Source organism: Paenibacillus sp. G34, assembly GCF_056856875.1.
The window spans coordinates 1,287,866-1,304,024 of the sequence record NZ_CM166469.1 but is presented as its reverse complement, the minus strand read 5'-3'; the positions used below and the strand labels follow the sequence as shown (position 1 = coordinate 1,304,024).

The window sequence follows — 16,159 nt, the reverse complement described above, 5'->3', positions numbered from 1 at the left end:
CACATATACCCTTTAGAAGAACTTATGGACTCCAATGAAAGGAAGGTACGCCATGATCACTGAGCCAAACCAAGGCCATAACCGCATACCTTCAGACGACAAGCTGACTGTGCGCCCTCGTGGCGATATAAATAATATAAATACACAACAACCAACGACGGAGACTGTTCTGCAAAAAATAAACACCGATACGTTGGCCGATATTTCTCGGGCTGTATCCAAGCAAACGAATGGTCTCGCTTCTAATCATGGCCTTACACGTAGTCTCGCTTCTAATCATGGCCCTACACGCTCGACTAATGGCCCTACTAGCTTGGCTAATAACCCTACTCGCTCGACACATGCAACGGGTCGCGATGAACTTCACCAGTTCTTAAACCAAGCCATGGTTGAACTTCGTCGGGCAGAACATATCAACACACAGCAGCGCTTACAGTGGCAGGTAGATGAGCTCCCGCATCATACCTTCATCTACCTGCACCGCTTCACGGGAACTCAGATTGTGGATGCCGATCCGTCCCGCGTTGTTCGCAAAGCGGCTTGCTTGTACCCACCCGGAACCCGTCTGGAACTTGTGTCGGATGCCGATCACGATGCTGAGTTGTACATGCTTGAATTTGACCTGTTCCGAGTGACAGAGAAGACAGAAGCAAAGCGCATATATGAACGTGAACTTCATTTACCAGTTATCGGCTGGATTCAAGGTCCCTTTTACGGCATTCAACGAATGGCTGCCCAGTTGACCGAACTCGCACAGCCCGATAACGAAACAGCATCCCGTGAAATCAAAGCACAATTACTATTGACTGAACTGCTCTATATGCTCTGGCCTGAAAACAATCCAACCCCTGTAGAAGAACAGGAGCAGGAAGATCCGGAGTCCTGGCTCAAATCAACACTTCAATACATGCAGCAGCATTATATGTACGAGATCAAACTGGATACACTCGCTGAGCTCGCGGGTATGCATCCGTCGTATTACTCCCAGCTCTTCAAAAGCCGGATGCAAAAAAATCCGACTGAATATATTACGCATCTGCGCATGAATCGGGCCAAGGAAATGCTGCTGACCTCGGATTTACGCATTCGTGATATTGCGCGTGAGGTCGGTTACCGTGACGAGTTTTACTTCAGCAGACGTTTTCGCAACTATGCGGGTTATGCCCCGACCTCTTATGCCAAGCAGGTTCATCGCAACATTGTGTCACTGTCTTATCCGTATACTGATCATCTGATGACGCTTGGCATTACCCCATGTGCTGCCCAGATACAAGGTCATCTGCCACATCTGCCTCAGTCGCTTAAGCTGCCTTTTCATGCGTATGAACCTTGGGAACAGGGACGGCAAGCTTTTCTGGATGTAAATCCCGACCTGATATTGACCAAAGATAATGCTACGGCCAGAGCGATGGAGCATATTGGTGATGTTGCACCCATTATTACCATTCCGTGGAACCAGACTGATATGTTCGGCCATTTGGAACGAATCGCTTCCATTGTAGATCGGACTCAGGCGGCAAAAGAATGGATGGACCGACACGAACGCAAAGCAGAGCGTGCCCGTAAGAAGATCAGAGAACAGGCTGGCGACCTGACTATAGCTGTAGGTACGTTAACAGCCAAAGGCCCCCGAATGTACAGTCACCGTAATTTCGGTCATGTGTTCTACCGCACGTTGCAACTCGCTGCACCTGAACGGATTCAGGCCGAACTGCAAGGCAAAGCTCCCGGGGTTGGCTTTAACTGGATGCCTTTTACCCCCGGTGAATGGGACGGTCTGGAAGCGGATGTGCTTGTGCTTGCGACAGACAACCTGCATCACCCAGCGGCATTGTTGCAAAAATTAAAGAATGATCCCTTATGGAACAGTCATCCCGCCGTTCGCAGCGGCCGAGTTCATCTTGTGGATTGGAATGCTTGGGTTGTCTACGCTCCACATTCCATCAACATCCAGCTCGAGGAAGCGCTCTCGATGTTGACGAACAAGCCTGTACTTTTGTAATCTAAAAAATGTCCATTTCCTAAATCTTAATTTATGCCATGTACGGGCCTGGATTAAGATTTTATAATAATCACTAATTGATAATGATAATCAATAACAACGAAAGATGTTATTTGTTATAAAGGAGTGACCCGTATCCAACATCCGGGACTACCTCAGCGTCCGTCTCATGTTAAACGATCCGCAGTCACGGTTGGCCTGATGTTTCTATCCGCGATCGCGATCCTGCTGATCAGTATGTTTGTTGCCATCTCATTGGGAGCCAAAGGGTTAACACTGGAAACGGTCTGGGCTGCCGTGTTCCAATATAGCCCTTCCCTGACGTCTCATCAGATCATTCATGAATTGAGACTGCCCCGAGTGCTGGCCGCCGCTGTCATTGGAGCTGCTTTTGCTGTTGCCGGGGCCTTGATGCAAGGTATTACCCGCAATCCGCTGGCAGACACCGGTATCCTCGGCATCAACGCCGGGGCAACCTTTGTTGTGGCGTTAAGCTTTGCCTTCTGGCCGGGATTACCGTACGGCTGGATTATGCTTTTATCGTTTATAGGAGCAGTGCTTGGCACCGTGCTCATCTTCCTGCTTGGCATGGCTGCACCAGGGGGCCTGAGCTCCATTAGGCTCACGGTGGCTGGTGCAGTGATTGCCGCTATGCTCGGTTCACTGAGCACCGGGGTCGCCATTTATTTTGACCTAAGTCAGGATCTGGCCTTCTGGTACGCGGGTGGTTTTGGAGGTATTGAGTGGCGGCACCTGAAACTGATCCTGCCGGTACTGCTGCTTACACTGTTGTTAACCATGCCGCTCGCCCGGCGTGTCTCGCTCATGTCCCTGGGGGAAGAAGTGGCTATTAATCTCGGGATGAACCTGCGCTGGACTCGCTTTCTTGCCCTTACTGCTGTCGTTGTACTCGCGGGGGTGTCTGTCTCCGCTGTAGGTTCCATTGGATTTGTAGGGCTGGTTATCCCTCACATGTCTCGCAAACTGGTGGGCGTAGATTATCGGCTGATCATTCCCATGTCATCCCTGCTCGGGGCAATTTTACTTGTGCTCGCCGATCTGGGTGCGCGAATTGTAAATCCGCCTCAGGAACTGGCCGTAGGCATCATGGTTGCTTTTGTCGGCGTACCGTTCTTCCTCTATCTGGCCCGCAAGGAAAGGAGGGCTCTGTAGTGATGAAACGGGGAAAGAAATCGGTCATCAGATTCCCTTTGGAGAAGTTCAATCCAACCTCTCGTCGCCAAAGGGCGATCATTGTCAGCATCGTTCTGCTCTGTCTCGCAGCTCTGGTGATCCTCATCAGTCTGAATACAGGTACGGTTCGCGTATCCCCTCTGGCTGTTGTGCGGACCTTTCTTGGACAAGGAAGCGAACAGGATCAGATTATCCTGTTTGATTACCGCCTCCCCCGCATACTGGTTACCGTGCTTGCCGGGGCAGGGCTCGGAATTGCAGGCGCAACTCTGCAAGGCATTACACGCAACGCACTTGCAGACCCAGGGATTCTGGGCTTGCATGCCGGCGCTGCCTTTGGGCTGATCGTTTATGTCAGTCTGTCATTCAGCATGGACACCTCGGCAGCCCTGCTGATTCCACTCTTTGCTTTTGCAGGCAGTGTGGCTGCTGCGCTAATTATTATGCTGCTGTCATATGACAAAAATAGCGGGGTATCACCAATTAAACTTATTTTGGTTGGCATCGCTGTTGCCGCCGGGTTCCATGCACTCACCCTCTATCTGTCGCTGCGTCTGGACGAGGATACGTATTCCTTCGCTGCACGCTGGCTTGCAGGCAGTGTGTGGGGTCGTGACTGGATTCATGTGCAGGCTTTGCTTCCTTGGGTTGTGATCTGCACTGCCTACATCTGGAGCCGTTCCAAAACCTTGGACGCCTTCCATCTAGGCGACGCCGCTGCCACCAGCATCGGAACACCTGTGCGATCCCGGCGTATCCTGCTGTTGCTCTGCTCCGTGGCCTTGTCTGCGGTCAGTGTATCTATGGCTGGAGGCATCGGCTTCATCGGGCTGGCTGCCCCTCATCTGGCCCGCAGACTGGTCGGACCGATGCATCGGCACTTGATTCCGGCCGCCGGGCTGATCGGCATGGTCATTCTGGCAGCCGCCGATACGGTGGGCCGGACGATATTTGCACCAAACGCCATTCCAGCGGGCGTTGTTGTTGCCGCGATTGGCGCACCTTATTTTTTATACCTGCTGGTACGAACCAAATAATTACAAAAATATCTATCCCAAGAATTTTGATCCATTCATTTAAGTTGAACTATTGATTTACACATTAACGGAGAGGACAGAAAAAACCTGGAAAAGCGGAGCTAAAAGCTTTCTGAAAGAAAGCTAGCATCGGAAGTATGCACTTCGCCTTTATCACCGGATTTTATCCTTGAGACAAAGGAATCAAAAAATCTGGGGATAACAGCGATTGTAAGGTTATTCTGTTATCGAAGTGTCCGTGTAAATGATCTTTAGTTCAACTTATATAGTTACATCAAAAAATCTATCCCATCCATGAGATGTTCAAGGAGAATGACAACGATGTTGAAAAAAAATCTAATGCTTTTGTTAACCATCAGTTTGGTGCTAGTACTCGCAGCCTGCGGTACAGCCAAAACGTCTACATCTGGCGCGGGCGATTCAAAAACCAATGCTGGCACAAGTACCTCGGCAGACCATTCGAACAGCAACGCAGCTTCGGGTGCACCCCGTATTGCTTCCATGTCCATTCACCTGACCAATGATTTGCTTTCCCTCGGGATCACGCCTGTCGGTTCTGTCATCGGCGGGGAAGCGAAAGGTTTCCTGTCCCATGTGGCTGATCGCCTGAAAGATACGACACCACTCGGCCCGGTCAAAGACCCGGATATGGAAGCACTGCTTGCCCTTAAACCGGATGTCATCTATCTGGATGAGGAGTTTTCCGGTAACGATGTGGCCAAATTCGAAAAAATTGCCCCTGTACATGTGTTCAATCTGGACGATGGCACATGGCGGGATCACTTGAAAGAGATTGGCAAGCTGGTAAACCGCGAGAAGGAAGCGGAGCAATATATTAAGGACTACGAGTCCGAAACGAAGGAAGTCCAATCCCTGATTCATGATCAGATCAGTGACGGTACCGTCATGGCGATTCGCGTGACCGCCAAGGAATTACGTGTATTCAGCACACGCCGTCCCATGGGTCCTATTTTGTACGATGATCTTGGTCTGACTCCAGCCAAAGGTATCAAAGAAATGGACACTTCCAAACCGTATCAGGTTGTATCGCGTGAAGTACTGCCTGATTATGATGCCGATGCGATCTTTGTCGTGGTTAACTCAGACGATGAAGCACAAACCATGTTCAAGGAACTGCAAAGCAATCCGATCTGGCAGGGGTTGAAAGCCGTCAAAGCAGGTCATGTCTACCCAATCGGAGCACAGCCTTGGCTTGATTATTCTTCCATTGGTAACAAGATGGCTATGGATGAAGCGAAAGAAATGTTTTCTAAAAAATAATCCCCGCTTCGCTTACGAGTAAAAACAACAAATATCAAAAAGGCCAACCAGTAATTACTGGCTAACCTGATAATACGAAAAACCTCGCTTCGGGAACGCAAGCGCGTTTGCAAGAGCACAGAGCGTATATCAATTATGCTCCAGCTCAATGAAATACAGGGATCAGACTTCGTAATCATCTTACCTCTGTATCTCGCGCGCTTCTTTACCCAGCCGAGGTTTTTTTATTTTATATTCATTATAGTGAGCATAATTGCTCATACTGTACATACCACAATCTCGATATCCATCTCCGCAAAGGTGTTCTGAATAATCACACTAACTTTCTCCCACTTCAACCTGTCCAGCCCACAACCGATTCGAGGCATAGCCAGTCGAGTGATCCCCTGCTCTTTACAGACATCACGCATTGATTCTACCGCCTGGGTTAATGATGCATACGTAGGTTTATTCGAAAATTTGGCTTTGGTTACCAAGTTCAACGTTCTTCCAACCGGATAACATCGACCGATTTCCAGCGGCTCCAGCTTTGCTTGCTCCTGAAGAGTCTGTAAATCAAATCGCTCTCTGAATTGCACCGCAATTCCTTTACCCATTCTCGCATCGGCGGATATGCAGTGTGCCAGTGCATAGTGATCTTCTAGTTCAAATAAATCCTGTTGTCGTTCATGAAACTGCATGTTAGTTCCACCTTTCTCTTCGTTGCCCGATCGCATCTCACTATTAAGATTACAAACTTCTTATTTTTTTGCGCTCTGCATATCAGGCCTACAATAACGTCCGTTCTATTAAATGATGTCTACATAACATCTTGCTCTCTACTTCCCCTGCTCAATTTATCCGAGTAAGCGCTTGAAAGTTTCCAACGTTCGCTGTCCTGCACTCCGGTCATAAATGGCAAATACGATGTGATCAAAGTAGTTCTTGTATCCTTCATCAACCAGTACATCATTAAAATATGCTGCCACCTGTGCCGGTTCATTCCGAAACACACCGCAGCCAAAGGCGCCCAGTACGATGGTTCGATGACCCTGGTTAGCTGCAACCTCCAGCACATATCGAATGCGCTGCTTCATGACCAACTTGATCTCTTCATCCGTCGCTTCGTTCCGCTCTCTGACCACACCTGCATTTACTGCCGGAGCAGTGATAAATGAGGTGGTGTAATATTGATCCAGCAATCGGTCAACATCGTCCCTTATTACGGGAACCTCAGGAGAATAGATCATATGATCCGAATACAGGCAAGAACGCTGCTTACGATTGTACTCATACATTTCTTGCATCTGGGCAATACATGGATACAGTCCGGTTGCCCGCGCCAAGCTTTCCTCCTGAGCCTGACTTCCGCCGAGGAAACCACCGCCGGGATTTTTTGCGGATGCAAAATTCAGACAGACCACATCCGTTCGTCCTTCCTCCAGGGTCAGACGAGTTGCTGCTGCAAGTGTCGTTTCACCGGTTACTTCGATCCGTGTTGTTTTTTCATGAGCTGCAATAGATCCGGTATCCTGCTGGAGTTGTCTTGATGTAGCTAGCTCTCCTGTACGCCCTTCTTGACGCAGCTTTTCCCGAAGTTTAGAAAGCTCCGAAGGCCGATAGAGAACCGATTTCTGAATGGCTTGCTCCATGTGTTCCTTGATATGAACCGCACGGTCATATCCGTTTACGTACAAGCCTTCTTCCAGAATCTCCAGCGTTTGATGCGCAATACGCGAACGTCCAGAACGCGAGTTAACGCCAGTACGATCTGCTGATGCGTTAGACTTACGAGACCCCTTCGTCTTACTATTTAAATTGTTGTTTTTGTTGTGGTTATCTACATTACTCATTGTAATCACTTCCTATCTCTTCTCTCAGACGAGTCAAAATCTCGCCAAGCCAGTTCGTTCCTCGCCATGTTTGTCGATTGCGAATACGCGGGTCTTCCTCCGCCAAGCCGACACCCCAGATGCGATCATCCGGGCTCGCTTCCACGAGTGTTGTGCCACGGGTGGCGAGTAGAGCAGCCAGCAGATCTTCGTTCTGTGTAAACTTGGCCCGATTGCCTTCATAGACAATGCGCTGGCACTCGCCTTCCCATATCGTCTGGTTAAAACCTGTGACCTGTCGGCCCAGCTTTTTTTGCACCGAAGCCGAACGAGTCTTCATAATTTTGTCTGCAATGTTTTGGTCGTTAAAGAGCAACGCTTTCTGATGCATCATATATTGTTCTGCACTCGTGTATTGAACCCCGTTCACCGTAAAATCAGCCAAAAACCACTGGGAAAATGGCGAAGCTGTCCGCCAGAAAAATGTAAACTTTTCCATCTCTATCACCTCTTATTCCTTCCCTAATAAAACTAGCGCTTACTTACTTACTTACTTACTTACTTACTTACTTACTTACTTACTTACTTACTTACTTACTTACTTCTTGTAAAAATAATTCCCGACTTCTCCTGATCCCAACTACAGGGTTTCCCTATCCGGATTTAGGCGGTACAACCGGGACGGACGATGGCCTGCACTACTTGCATACTCTCCCGTCTCGATCACCCAATCTGCCATTTTGCGCCGGAAAGCAGCTGCCAGCAGTTTTTTGCCACTAATAATCTCATAGACCTTCTGCAATGCCGTCAACGTAAATTTTTCAGGCATCAGATTAAACGCAATATCCGTATATTCAATTTTGGAGCGCAGTCGCTCTAGGGCATAATGAATAATTTTGGCGTGGTCAAATGCGATCCCTTGAACGTCCAGCAGTTCTACACTGCCACTTCGCACACGTCCCTCTACCATCTCCTTAGTCTCCACAATGGCTGATAATTGCTCCGTTTCATCTTCATTGGTCAAAATAAGCTGTAGTCTGCGCTCCGTCACCCGTCCGCGTTCATGAATATGACGTTTCTCTTCAAGCAGTTTCTGCTCCACTCGAAACCAATTCGCCTCGCTGGCATCATCGCCCGCTTGAAGCTCCAGCTCACTGCTATCAACCAGTGCCATATAAGAGCAACTGATGACCCGTGTACGCGGATCACGGCCTACATCTCCCCACGTATAGAGCTGTTCCAGATAGATGTCATCCAGCCCTGTCTCCGTCTGTAGCTCACGCCGAGCAGCATTCTCCAGCGATTCCTCCATTGACACAAATCCCCCTGGTAGTGCCCATTGTCCCAGATAAGGGTGTCCACCCCGCCGAATGAGCAGAAGTCCAAGCTCAGGTTCCGCCAGCTTGCGGTAATTTTTCTGTGCTTCGCTACGGATCGTAAATACGAGCATATCCACAGTAACCGAAGGACGTTCGTAATCTCCGGCATCATAGGTTTGTAGGAACTCTTCTTCGCTAATGTTAACTGGATCATGCGCTTTGTCTCCATGAGACATTTTTCATGCACCTCATTCTGTTATTAACATTTTGTTATTAACAAATCGTTAATAACAATGTAGCACAACTGTAACGAGCAGGTCAAATCTTCCATAAAGACAAAAAAGCCGCCTTCTTGGCTCTATACCTTCAGAGCAAGGACGACGGCGGAAACACTCAATTTCGTATTACATAGATGGATATCACAGTTTAGTTCTCAGAGGCCAACCCAATCTTTCTTAAAATACGCTATCTGGAACATAGTATATTTTCTGCCCATTCTGTTTGTTTCCAGGATCGGCCACAATCAGAAAATAAACGTTCCCGTTCTTGTTTTGTACACCCTCGATCTCATGTTTTCCGACATTCGTTATTTTCACAAGAGTCTGATATGTGCCTGAACTTGAGATTTTAGCAATCTGAGGCGTATCTCCTTCCGCCCCGCCGGATGTAAATATTTGAGTCTTACCGAGCAAGTCTACTCCTTGGAATGACCCATTTGGCCGAATAATTCCGCTGCCCGACTGCGTGAAACTGGAAACAGCCGCCTTAATTGCCGCAGGGCTGTCCATGCGGACCTGTTTGTTCTGATCAAGCAATCTGTTTAATGCAGCCGTATCGTAGACAGACCAGACTACCTTATCCGTGTTTGACTTTCCGTTTTCCCTCGTTTGAATTCGGAACACGGTGTAGTTGCTGTTGCCACCGCCATCCACTCGGTATGTCGTTCCCTGTTTTGTACCCTTTTTATTCGCATAGTTCATATAAGTAAACCGATGAAGATCGGTATAATCTACAGTTTTGCCAGCAGCATATTGAAGTCTAGCTACTTGAAGTGACCAGACGTTATCAGATGATGAATCCGCTTTGGAGCTAAAATAAAAATAGTTCGCTCCGTTGTACGTATACATATCCAGCGTCTGGCAATGCCCACTGTTCGTAATCGTCATATGATCTACGTATTCAGCATTATTGCCTTTAATCAACAGTCTGGATAGTTGACACGTCGTGCCTACACGTTGCGTTGCGTATACGTACTTGTCTGCTATATAAGCTTTCTGCACAACTCGGTTAAATTTGAGTCCTTTGAGGTTATAAGCCAGTTTGGCTGAAGCATTTACGGTTTTTCCTGGAGAAGCTGCAAGGACCGGGACAACGGACACCATAAATAGCATTACTGCCAGAAAAATAGCTACGATCGTTTTCCACTTCATCGTTGTAAGGTTGAGAGATTGTTTTTTAAACACAAAGGTGCCTCCTTTTTGGACTTAAATCTGAAATACATACGATAACTAGCTTGCCTCTGAGACTATATCGCATCCAATAGATAATACCATATTTTCCAAATTACGAATCATAAAATACTAATCACAAAATAACCACTTCCCCATGAACCTGATGTTTCTTAAAATTTAATAGTTCTTTTTAGCACAACTGTGTTATATTATTTTTAATTCATATGTACCAAAAAAAGGAGGAACTCATGAAACGGATTGCACTACTAGACATCCTCCGAGGTTTTGCCATTATCGGAACCTTGGGAACCAACATCTGGATTTTTGCTTATCTTGGTGATCTGAACCTTGTATTCGGCAACGCTCTTGAACCGTGGTGGAATTCGGGAGATCGCTTGCTACAGACAATTATGCTTATTCTGGTCAATGGAAAATTTCTAGGTATGCTCACTTTGCTCTTTGGAGCCGGTATGGAATTAAAACGTCAAAAAGCAGTTCGTGAAGGTTATGCATGGCCTGGTGTGTATATCTGGTCATGCGCACTATTGTTGCTGGACGGACTGTTACACTATATTCTCGTGATGGAATATGATGTGCTGATGAGTTATGCCATCACAGGTATGATTGTGTCCCTCATCATTCATCGCTCCAAACGTTTTATGCTGACAATGATGGGGATTGCCGGAAGCATACATGTGATCGGCGTTACAGGAATAACCGCCCTGCTTGCTTTCGAATCCGGTTCATCCTTCAACGGGATGGATACCATTACACAGCTGTATGCTTCAGGAACGTGGTGGGAACAAGTCATGTTCCGGCTGAATAACTTTGGTTTTTTCCGTGCAGAATCGATTGCTATCATCCCGCTGAATGTCTTTCTCTTTCTGCTGGGGGCACTGCTTATGCGGACAGGAGTGTTCTCCAACGATAATTCCGGACGTCATAAACGCCGTAAACTGATGATTGTCGGACTCGCGGCAGGTATTCCCCTGAATCTTCTGTTGCTTGTCCCCGGCGGGATTATGGATATTTGGGTACGTTATATCAGTGCGCCAGTGCTTACGCTTGGTTATATCGGCATCATTGCTTATGGGTTGGAAAAAGAGGTACTTCCTACGCTGTTCAAGCGTTTCGGTGAGATTGGCAAGATGGCGCTAAGCTGTTACATTATGCAAAATATCATCGCCTCAGTACTTTTCTACGGATGGGGACTTGGCCTGGGCGGACGCCCGTCTTCCTTTTTTATTTTGCTAATGTGGTTTGGCATCTGTCTGTTATTAATGCTTTTCTCGCACCTCTGGCTACGCAAATATCCGCTCGGTCCAGTCGAATGGTTATGGCGCAAGTTATCGATCTCCCCTTCTCCCAGATTAAGAAACACGTCACAAGATACGTCCGTATAAATATTCTGAACGCCAATAAGGGCTGCCCGGCTATCCATCGATGATTGATCATAACTAATGACCGATGGATAGCCGCAGGACAGCCCTTCTTTATTCCATATTGCTAACATCCCCAGCAAGCCTTATCCCCCCTTTTTGTGCTGGTCTGACTTATAACACTTCCATTTTATCCGTCTCCACAGGCAAGCATAACGTGAAAGTGGAACCTTCCCCCATTGCACTCTGAACGGTAATTCTACCGTTATGATCCTGAACAATTTTTTGACAAAGCGCAAGACCAAGACCCGTGCCTTCCTCTTTTGTCGTAAAAAATGGGTTGAAAATCGCGGTTAGCGAACTCTCGGGAATACCGCTGCCCGTATCCGCTATCGAGATCAATGCCTTATCCCCTTCTTGCATCATATGGATATGTACCTCGCCGGGGTCTGACATCGCTTCAAAAGCATTACGAATCAGATTGATTAGAACTTGTACAATTTTATCCCGATCCATGTTCACAAAAACCGACTCATCCTTCACATGGAGTGTAATCCGATGCCCTCTTGAGGCAGCGTCCGATTCAGTCAAAGACATGACGCGCTCCAGGCAATGTGCCAGCTTTTCCGGTTTCATATGATGGACTTGTGGTTTGGAAAATTGCAGAAATTCCCCCGTTAAATCGGTGACTCTGGTAACCTCGCTCATAATCACTTCATACCACGGTGCAATATTGAAAGATTGCCCACGTGACAGCTGTAAAAACCCCCGGATCGCGGTGAGTGGATTACGTATCTCATGTGCCATCCCCGCGGCAAGCTCACCTACAGCACGCAGTCTCTCGGAACGAAATACTTCCTCTTCATTTTTAATCCACTGGCTACGCTGTTGCTGGATCAACTGATCTTCCGCAATGGTCATGAATTGCTGCAAGGTTTGTGTTAATCTCGGATAACGCGATATGCTATAACTTACTTGCAACCCCTGCAACTGATTCGACAGCAAGGAGGATATCCGCTCTTCAATATAGGGTATTTGCGGCAACACGATAGCAAATCGGTCACCTGCATATCGTGATACACCATAAGCTTCGGGAAACTGATTGGTGATCTTAGTCCCGATCCCTTTAATGACCGCACACCAGGGATCATCTGATTCTTTCTTGTATCCGCTGAGATTATTAACATTCAAAAGAACTAAGATGAAAGATCGCTCTTCCTCCAGCGTCCGATGAAGCACCTTCATGTATCCTTCATAATTTAGCAATCCTGTAAGCGGATCATGAAGGGTAAGAAATTGATTTTTTTTCCGAAGTTTCTGTTTCTCGGACTCACTGTTCATGAGGGTATGGTACAGAACGATAACCACTACCGAGGTCAGCAGGTCAAATAATGACACCAGTAAAGTGTATGCATCTGTCGGCACATAAGACAGTCGAATGATCGTATACTGGAGCATGAGTAGCAGTGAAACCGGCAAGCTCTGTATCATTTGCTGTTTGTGCTGAATCATTGAAATAATAAGCATATAATAGAGCAAATTACACCAGTTCAATTGACTGAAATAATGAAATGCGCCAAGGATTAACCATTGTATCATTCTTAAAAATGGATAACGTTGCTCTCCCCATATGCTCATAATCAGCAAAACACCTGTAAGCATCATCAAGACCGGATGCGCTGTTTGTCCCAGTATAATTGAGGATACAATGACAAGCAGGCAACCTAGTGGGAATATCACCATCTTCATTGTGTAACTTAGCAAACAGCCTCGCCCCCTTAGACAAAAGTCACACTAACAAATATATTCACAAATATTATATCGATTATGATTAGCCGATGTTGTCGATTATTGGAAGTTGTTAAAATTCGCAAGGATGTATAATTTTCAAAAGCAATAGGACATATGAAGTGATTGAAATGAAAAAATGAACATATCGGTATCCTCACTCATATGCCGTTATGGGATAATTCAAGGTGAAATAATCAAAGCCAGCTCTCTGGGTATGAGGGCTGGCTTCTGTGCTGCTTTTCTATATAGGTCATATCGTTCTGGTAGAAAATATATGATGAACTGTATTATTTCTTCGCCATATATTTGCGAATATCAAACGCTACGGCTGCAACAATAATTAATCCTTTGATAATCAGCTGCCAGTAAGGACTTACCCCGATAAAGGTGAGGCCGTAGTTGATAACGCCGAAGATCAGCACCCCCGCCATGACGCCAGGTACGGTTCCAATTCCGCCAGCCGTGGATACACCTCCTACAACACATGCAGCAATGGCATCCAGTTCGTACATGTTCCCGTAATTGTTTGTTGCTCCGCCGGTACGAGCTGCTTCCAGTACGCCGCCCAGCCCGTAGAGTCCCCCGGCAATGGCATACAGCGCAATCAGGTTCCGAGCGACATGAATGCCCGATACGTGAGCGGCCTGAATGTTTCCGCCAATGGCATACATATTTTTACCCAGACGAGTTTTGTTGAAAACAACCCAGCAGATCAGCGCAACTCCGATGGCAATGAGCACAATGTATGGAATAGAGTAGCCTCCCCCAAGGTCAATATAACCCGAGCCTATGGTGGTGAAATCCGGCCGTAATCCCCCGATGGGCTGCGACTGGTTCGGTTCTGTATCGAAATAGATCGAGTTCAGTCCGTACACAGCCACCATCGTGCCGAGCGTCGCGATAAAAGGCGGTACATGCAGTTTGGCAACGATAATACCGTTCACCAAACCAACGAGCACCCCCGCTATAATACCAATCAGGATCGGCAATCCGACCCATAATTGTGGCAGATCGGGGAAAAAGCGATTGGCATACGTATCGATCTGTAACATGGATGCCGATACAACCGCTGTCAGACCCACGACACGACCGGCAGACAGATCAACGCCTCCCGTTATCAGAATGAAGGCCGCCCCCAGTGCGATAATGGCACGAGTAGAGGATTGCTGCAGAATGTCCCGCAAGGTGGAAAAAGCGAGAAAGTTCGGATCGGCAATCGCAATACCGATGACAAGCAGAATCAGCACGATAAAAATCGCACGTTGCGTTACATATTGCTTCACTTGATTAACAAGGGTTGTATTCATTTGTGTTCCTCCTGACCAGCCATCCGCTGCTGCGCGGCCAGCCTCATAATATGCTGCTCTGTAGCCTCTGCTCCGTCTACAATACCGGTGAGACGCCCTTCGCTCATGACCATAATCCGATCTGACATCCCCAGCAATTCAGGCATCTCGGAGCTGATCATGATAATGCTTTTACCTTGCCGAGCCAGTTCAGTAATGATCGTATAGATTTCGAACTTGGCTCCGACGTCAATTCCGCGTGTTGGTTCATCGAGCAACAGAATTTCGGGGTTGGTCAAGAGCCAGCGGGCGAGCAACACTTTCTGCTGATTCCCTCCAGATAAGTTTCGAATAAGGGTGTTAACCGAAGGAGTTTTGGTTCTGAACTTCTGTGTCTGCTCCCGTGCCTCTTCCCGCCCCTTCTTCTCATCCAGCAAACCCAAACGATTTTGGTAACGACCCAGGCTTGCAATAATTGTATTCTCATAGACCGACAGCACGGGGAAAATTCCGGTCACTCGTCGTTCTTCGGTCAACAACGCTATGTTATGACGTTTGGCTGCTGAGGGCGAATTAATTTTCACCTTGCGTCCATGAATGGAGATTGTACCTGAAGCAAGTCCCCGCAAGCCGAACAAGGATTCCATCAATTCCGTCCGCTGCGCACCCACCAGACCGCCAATGCCGAGCACTTCGCCTTTGCGTAAATGAAATGAAACATCCTGGAACGAATTCGGCTGATTGGATGTCAGCCCTTCTGCCTGAAGAATGACTTCGCCAGGCACATTATGCCGTTCCGGGAATCGTTCGCTCAGATCACGACCAACCATGCGGGTAATAATCAAGTCTGTCGTCAGATCTGCTGCGTCCCAGGTACCTACTACAAACCCATCTCGCATAATGGTCACTTCATCGGAAATCGTCAAAATTTCCTCCATCTTGTGTGAAATATAAATGATAGACACGCCGCGACTTCGCAGTTTGTTGATGATCGTAAACAGTTGCTCCACTTCTTTCCCTGTCAGGGATGAGGTCGGTTCATCCATCACAATGACTTTGGAGTGAAAGGATACCGCTTTGGCAATCTCCATGGATTGAATCTTGGACACCGACAATGTTCCGGCGAGCGCCTTCGGATCAATATCCAGATTTAAATCCTGAAAAAGTGCGAGTGTATCGGCATACATTCGTTTCTCATCTACCAACAGCCCCTTCATCGGGAATCGTCCCAGCCATATGTTTTCCATCACCGGACGGTGCGGAACCGGATTCAACTCCTGATGAATCATCGATATGCCATGCTGTAAAGCTGCCTTCGAACTTGGAATCTCTACATCCTTTCCATCGATGCGAACCGAGCCAGCATCCGGACGATACATTCCAAACAAACATTTCATTAAAGTTGACTTTCCCGCTCCATTCTCGCCCATCAACGCATGAACGGTTCCCGGCTTCACTTTCAGTGTAACTTCGCTGAGTGCCTGCACGCCGGGGAATGCTTTGGAAATTCCGTTCATCTCCAACAGATAAGGTGACTGCATCTCGTATCTTCCCCTTTCATCTGACCGGCAAAAAAAGGGACGCTGCCCTGATGACATACGTCCCTCT

Annotated in this window: 13 protein-coding genes; 5 read left to right on the top strand and 8 right to left on the bottom strand. The window is 47.4% G+C overall.

The window, feature by feature from the left end; all coding sequences use genetic code 11:
- The first annotated feature begins 52 nt into the window (after positions 1–52).
- From AC1VYS_RS05725 to AC1VYS_RS05710, 4 genes are all read left to right on the top strand, one after another.
- A complete protein-coding gene (locus AC1VYS_RS05725; protein WP_482913393.1) occupies positions 53–2,002 on the top strand; it encodes a helix-turn-helix domain-containing protein in 1,950 nt (649 codons plus the stop codon).
- A gap of 201 nt (positions 2,003–2,203) precedes the next feature.
- Positions 2,204–3,175, top strand: a complete 972-nt coding sequence (locus AC1VYS_RS05720) for a FecCD family ABC transporter permease (protein WP_482914919.1) — start codon at positions 2,204–2,206, stop codon at positions 3,173–3,175.
- A gap of 2 nt (positions 3,176–3,177) precedes the next feature.
- Positions 3,178–4,233, top strand: coding sequence for a FecCD family ABC transporter permease (locus AC1VYS_RS05715; protein WP_482914918.1), 1,056 nt, complete (start codon positions 3,178–3,180; stop codon positions 4,231–4,233).
- A gap of 324 nt (positions 4,234–4,557) precedes the next feature.
- Positions 4,558–5,514, top strand: coding sequence for an iron-hydroxamate ABC transporter substrate-binding protein (locus tag AC1VYS_RS05710; RefSeq protein WP_482914917.1), 957 nt, complete (start codon positions 4,558–4,560; stop codon positions 5,512–5,514).
- Positions 5,515–5,771: 257 nt separating this feature from the next.
- Here AC1VYS_RS05710 and AC1VYS_RS05705 read toward each other — a convergent pair whose 3' ends face one another.
- From AC1VYS_RS05705 to AC1VYS_RS05685, 5 genes are all read right to left on the bottom strand, one after another.
- Positions 5,772–6,194 (bottom strand): macro domain-containing protein, encoded by a 423-nt coding sequence (locus AC1VYS_RS05705; RefSeq protein ID WP_482913392.1) that lies wholly within the window; start codon positions 6,192–6,194, stop codon positions 5,772–5,774.
- A gap of 156 nt (positions 6,195–6,350) precedes the next feature.
- Positions 6,351–7,346: a TIGR02452 family protein gene (locus tag AC1VYS_RS05700; protein ID WP_482913391.1), complete on the bottom strand. Its 996-nt coding sequence runs from the start codon at positions 7,344–7,346 to the stop codon at positions 6,351–6,353.
- The gene (locus tag AC1VYS_RS05695; protein ID WP_482913390.1) at positions 7,339–7,824 is read right to left on the bottom strand and encodes an NADAR family protein; all 486 of its coding nucleotides are present in this window, start codon (positions 7,822–7,824) and stop codon (positions 7,339–7,341) included. The genes AC1VYS_RS05700 and AC1VYS_RS05695 overlap by 8 nt, the downstream gene beginning before the upstream one ends.
- 141 nt (positions 7,825–7,965) lie before the next feature.
- A complete protein-coding gene (locus tag AC1VYS_RS05690) occupies positions 7,966–8,880 on the bottom strand; it encodes an NUDIX hydrolase (RefSeq protein ID WP_482913389.1) in 915 nt (304 codons plus the stop codon).
- Between the two features lie 219 nt (positions 8,881–9,099).
- Positions 9,100–10,107, bottom strand: a complete 1,008-nt coding sequence (locus AC1VYS_RS05685) for a phage baseplate protein (protein ID WP_482913388.1) — start codon at positions 10,105–10,107, stop codon at positions 9,100–9,102.
- 236 nt (positions 10,108–10,343) lie between these two features.
- Here AC1VYS_RS05685 and AC1VYS_RS05680 point away from each other — a divergent pair, with 236 nt between their 5' ends.
- A complete protein-coding gene (locus AC1VYS_RS05680; protein WP_482913387.1) occupies positions 10,344–11,498 on the top strand; it encodes a DUF418 domain-containing protein in 1,155 nt (384 codons plus the stop codon).
- A gap of 150 nt (positions 11,499–11,648) precedes the next feature.
- On the opposite strand, the gene AC1VYS_RS05675 is transcribed toward AC1VYS_RS05680, so the two are convergent.
- The 3 genes from AC1VYS_RS05675 to AC1VYS_RS05665 form a co-directional block, all read right to left on the bottom strand.
- Positions 11,649–13,223: a sensor histidine kinase gene (locus AC1VYS_RS05675; protein WP_482913386.1), complete on the bottom strand. Its 1,575-nt coding sequence runs from the start codon at positions 13,221–13,223 to the stop codon at positions 11,649–11,651.
- 329 nt (positions 13,224–13,552) lie between these two features.
- Positions 13,553–14,572 (bottom strand): galactose/methyl galactoside ABC transporter permease MglC, encoded by a 1,020-nt coding sequence (gene mglC, locus AC1VYS_RS05670; RefSeq protein ID WP_482913385.1) that lies wholly within the window; start codon positions 14,570–14,572, stop codon positions 13,553–13,555.
- On the bottom strand, positions 14,569–16,092 hold the full coding sequence (locus tag AC1VYS_RS05665) for a sugar ABC transporter ATP-binding protein (protein ID WP_482913384.1): 1,524 nt from the start codon (positions 16,090–16,092) through the stop codon (positions 14,569–14,571). The genes mglC and AC1VYS_RS05665 overlap by 4 nt, the downstream gene beginning before the upstream one ends.
- Positions 16,093–16,159: the final 67 nt, after the last annotated feature.

Coding starts and splice junctions, on each gene's coding strand:
- AC1VYS_RS05725 (WP_482913393.1), top strand. CDS start 53: ATGATCACTGAGCCAAACCAAGGCCATAACCGCATACCTTCAGACGAC.
- AC1VYS_RS05695 (WP_482913390.1), bottom strand. CDS start 7,824: ATGGAAAAGTTTACATTTTTCTGGCGGACAGCTTCGCCATTTTCCCAG.
- AC1VYS_RS05700 (WP_482913391.1), bottom strand. CDS start 7,346: ATGAGTAATGTAGATAACCACAACAAAAACAACAATTTAAATAGTAAG.
- AC1VYS_RS05675 (WP_482913386.1), bottom strand. CDS start 13,223: ATGAAGATGGTGATATTCCCACTAGGTTGCCTGCTTGTCATTGTATCC.
- AC1VYS_RS05665 (WP_482913384.1), bottom strand. CDS start 16,092: ATGCAGTCACCTTATCTGTTGGAGATGAACGGAATTTCCAAAGCATTC.
- AC1VYS_RS05705 (WP_482913392.1), bottom strand. CDS start 6,194: ATGCAGTTTCATGAACGACAACAGGATTTATTTGAACTAGAAGATCAC.
- AC1VYS_RS05720 (WP_482914919.1), top strand. CDS start 2,204: ATGTTTCTATCCGCGATCGCGATCCTGCTGATCAGTATGTTTGTTGCC.
- AC1VYS_RS05680 (WP_482913387.1), top strand. CDS start 10,344: ATGAAACGGATTGCACTACTAGACATCCTCCGAGGTTTTGCCATTATC.
- AC1VYS_RS05690 (WP_482913389.1), bottom strand. CDS start 8,880: ATGTCTCATGGAGACAAAGCGCATGATCCAGTTAACATTAGCGAAGAA.
- AC1VYS_RS05715 (WP_482914918.1), top strand. CDS start 3,178: ATGAAACGGGGAAAGAAATCGGTCATCAGATTCCCTTTGGAGAAGTTC.
- mglC (WP_482913385.1), bottom strand. CDS start 14,572: ATGAATACAACCCTTGTTAATCAAGTGAAGCAATATGTAACGCAACGT.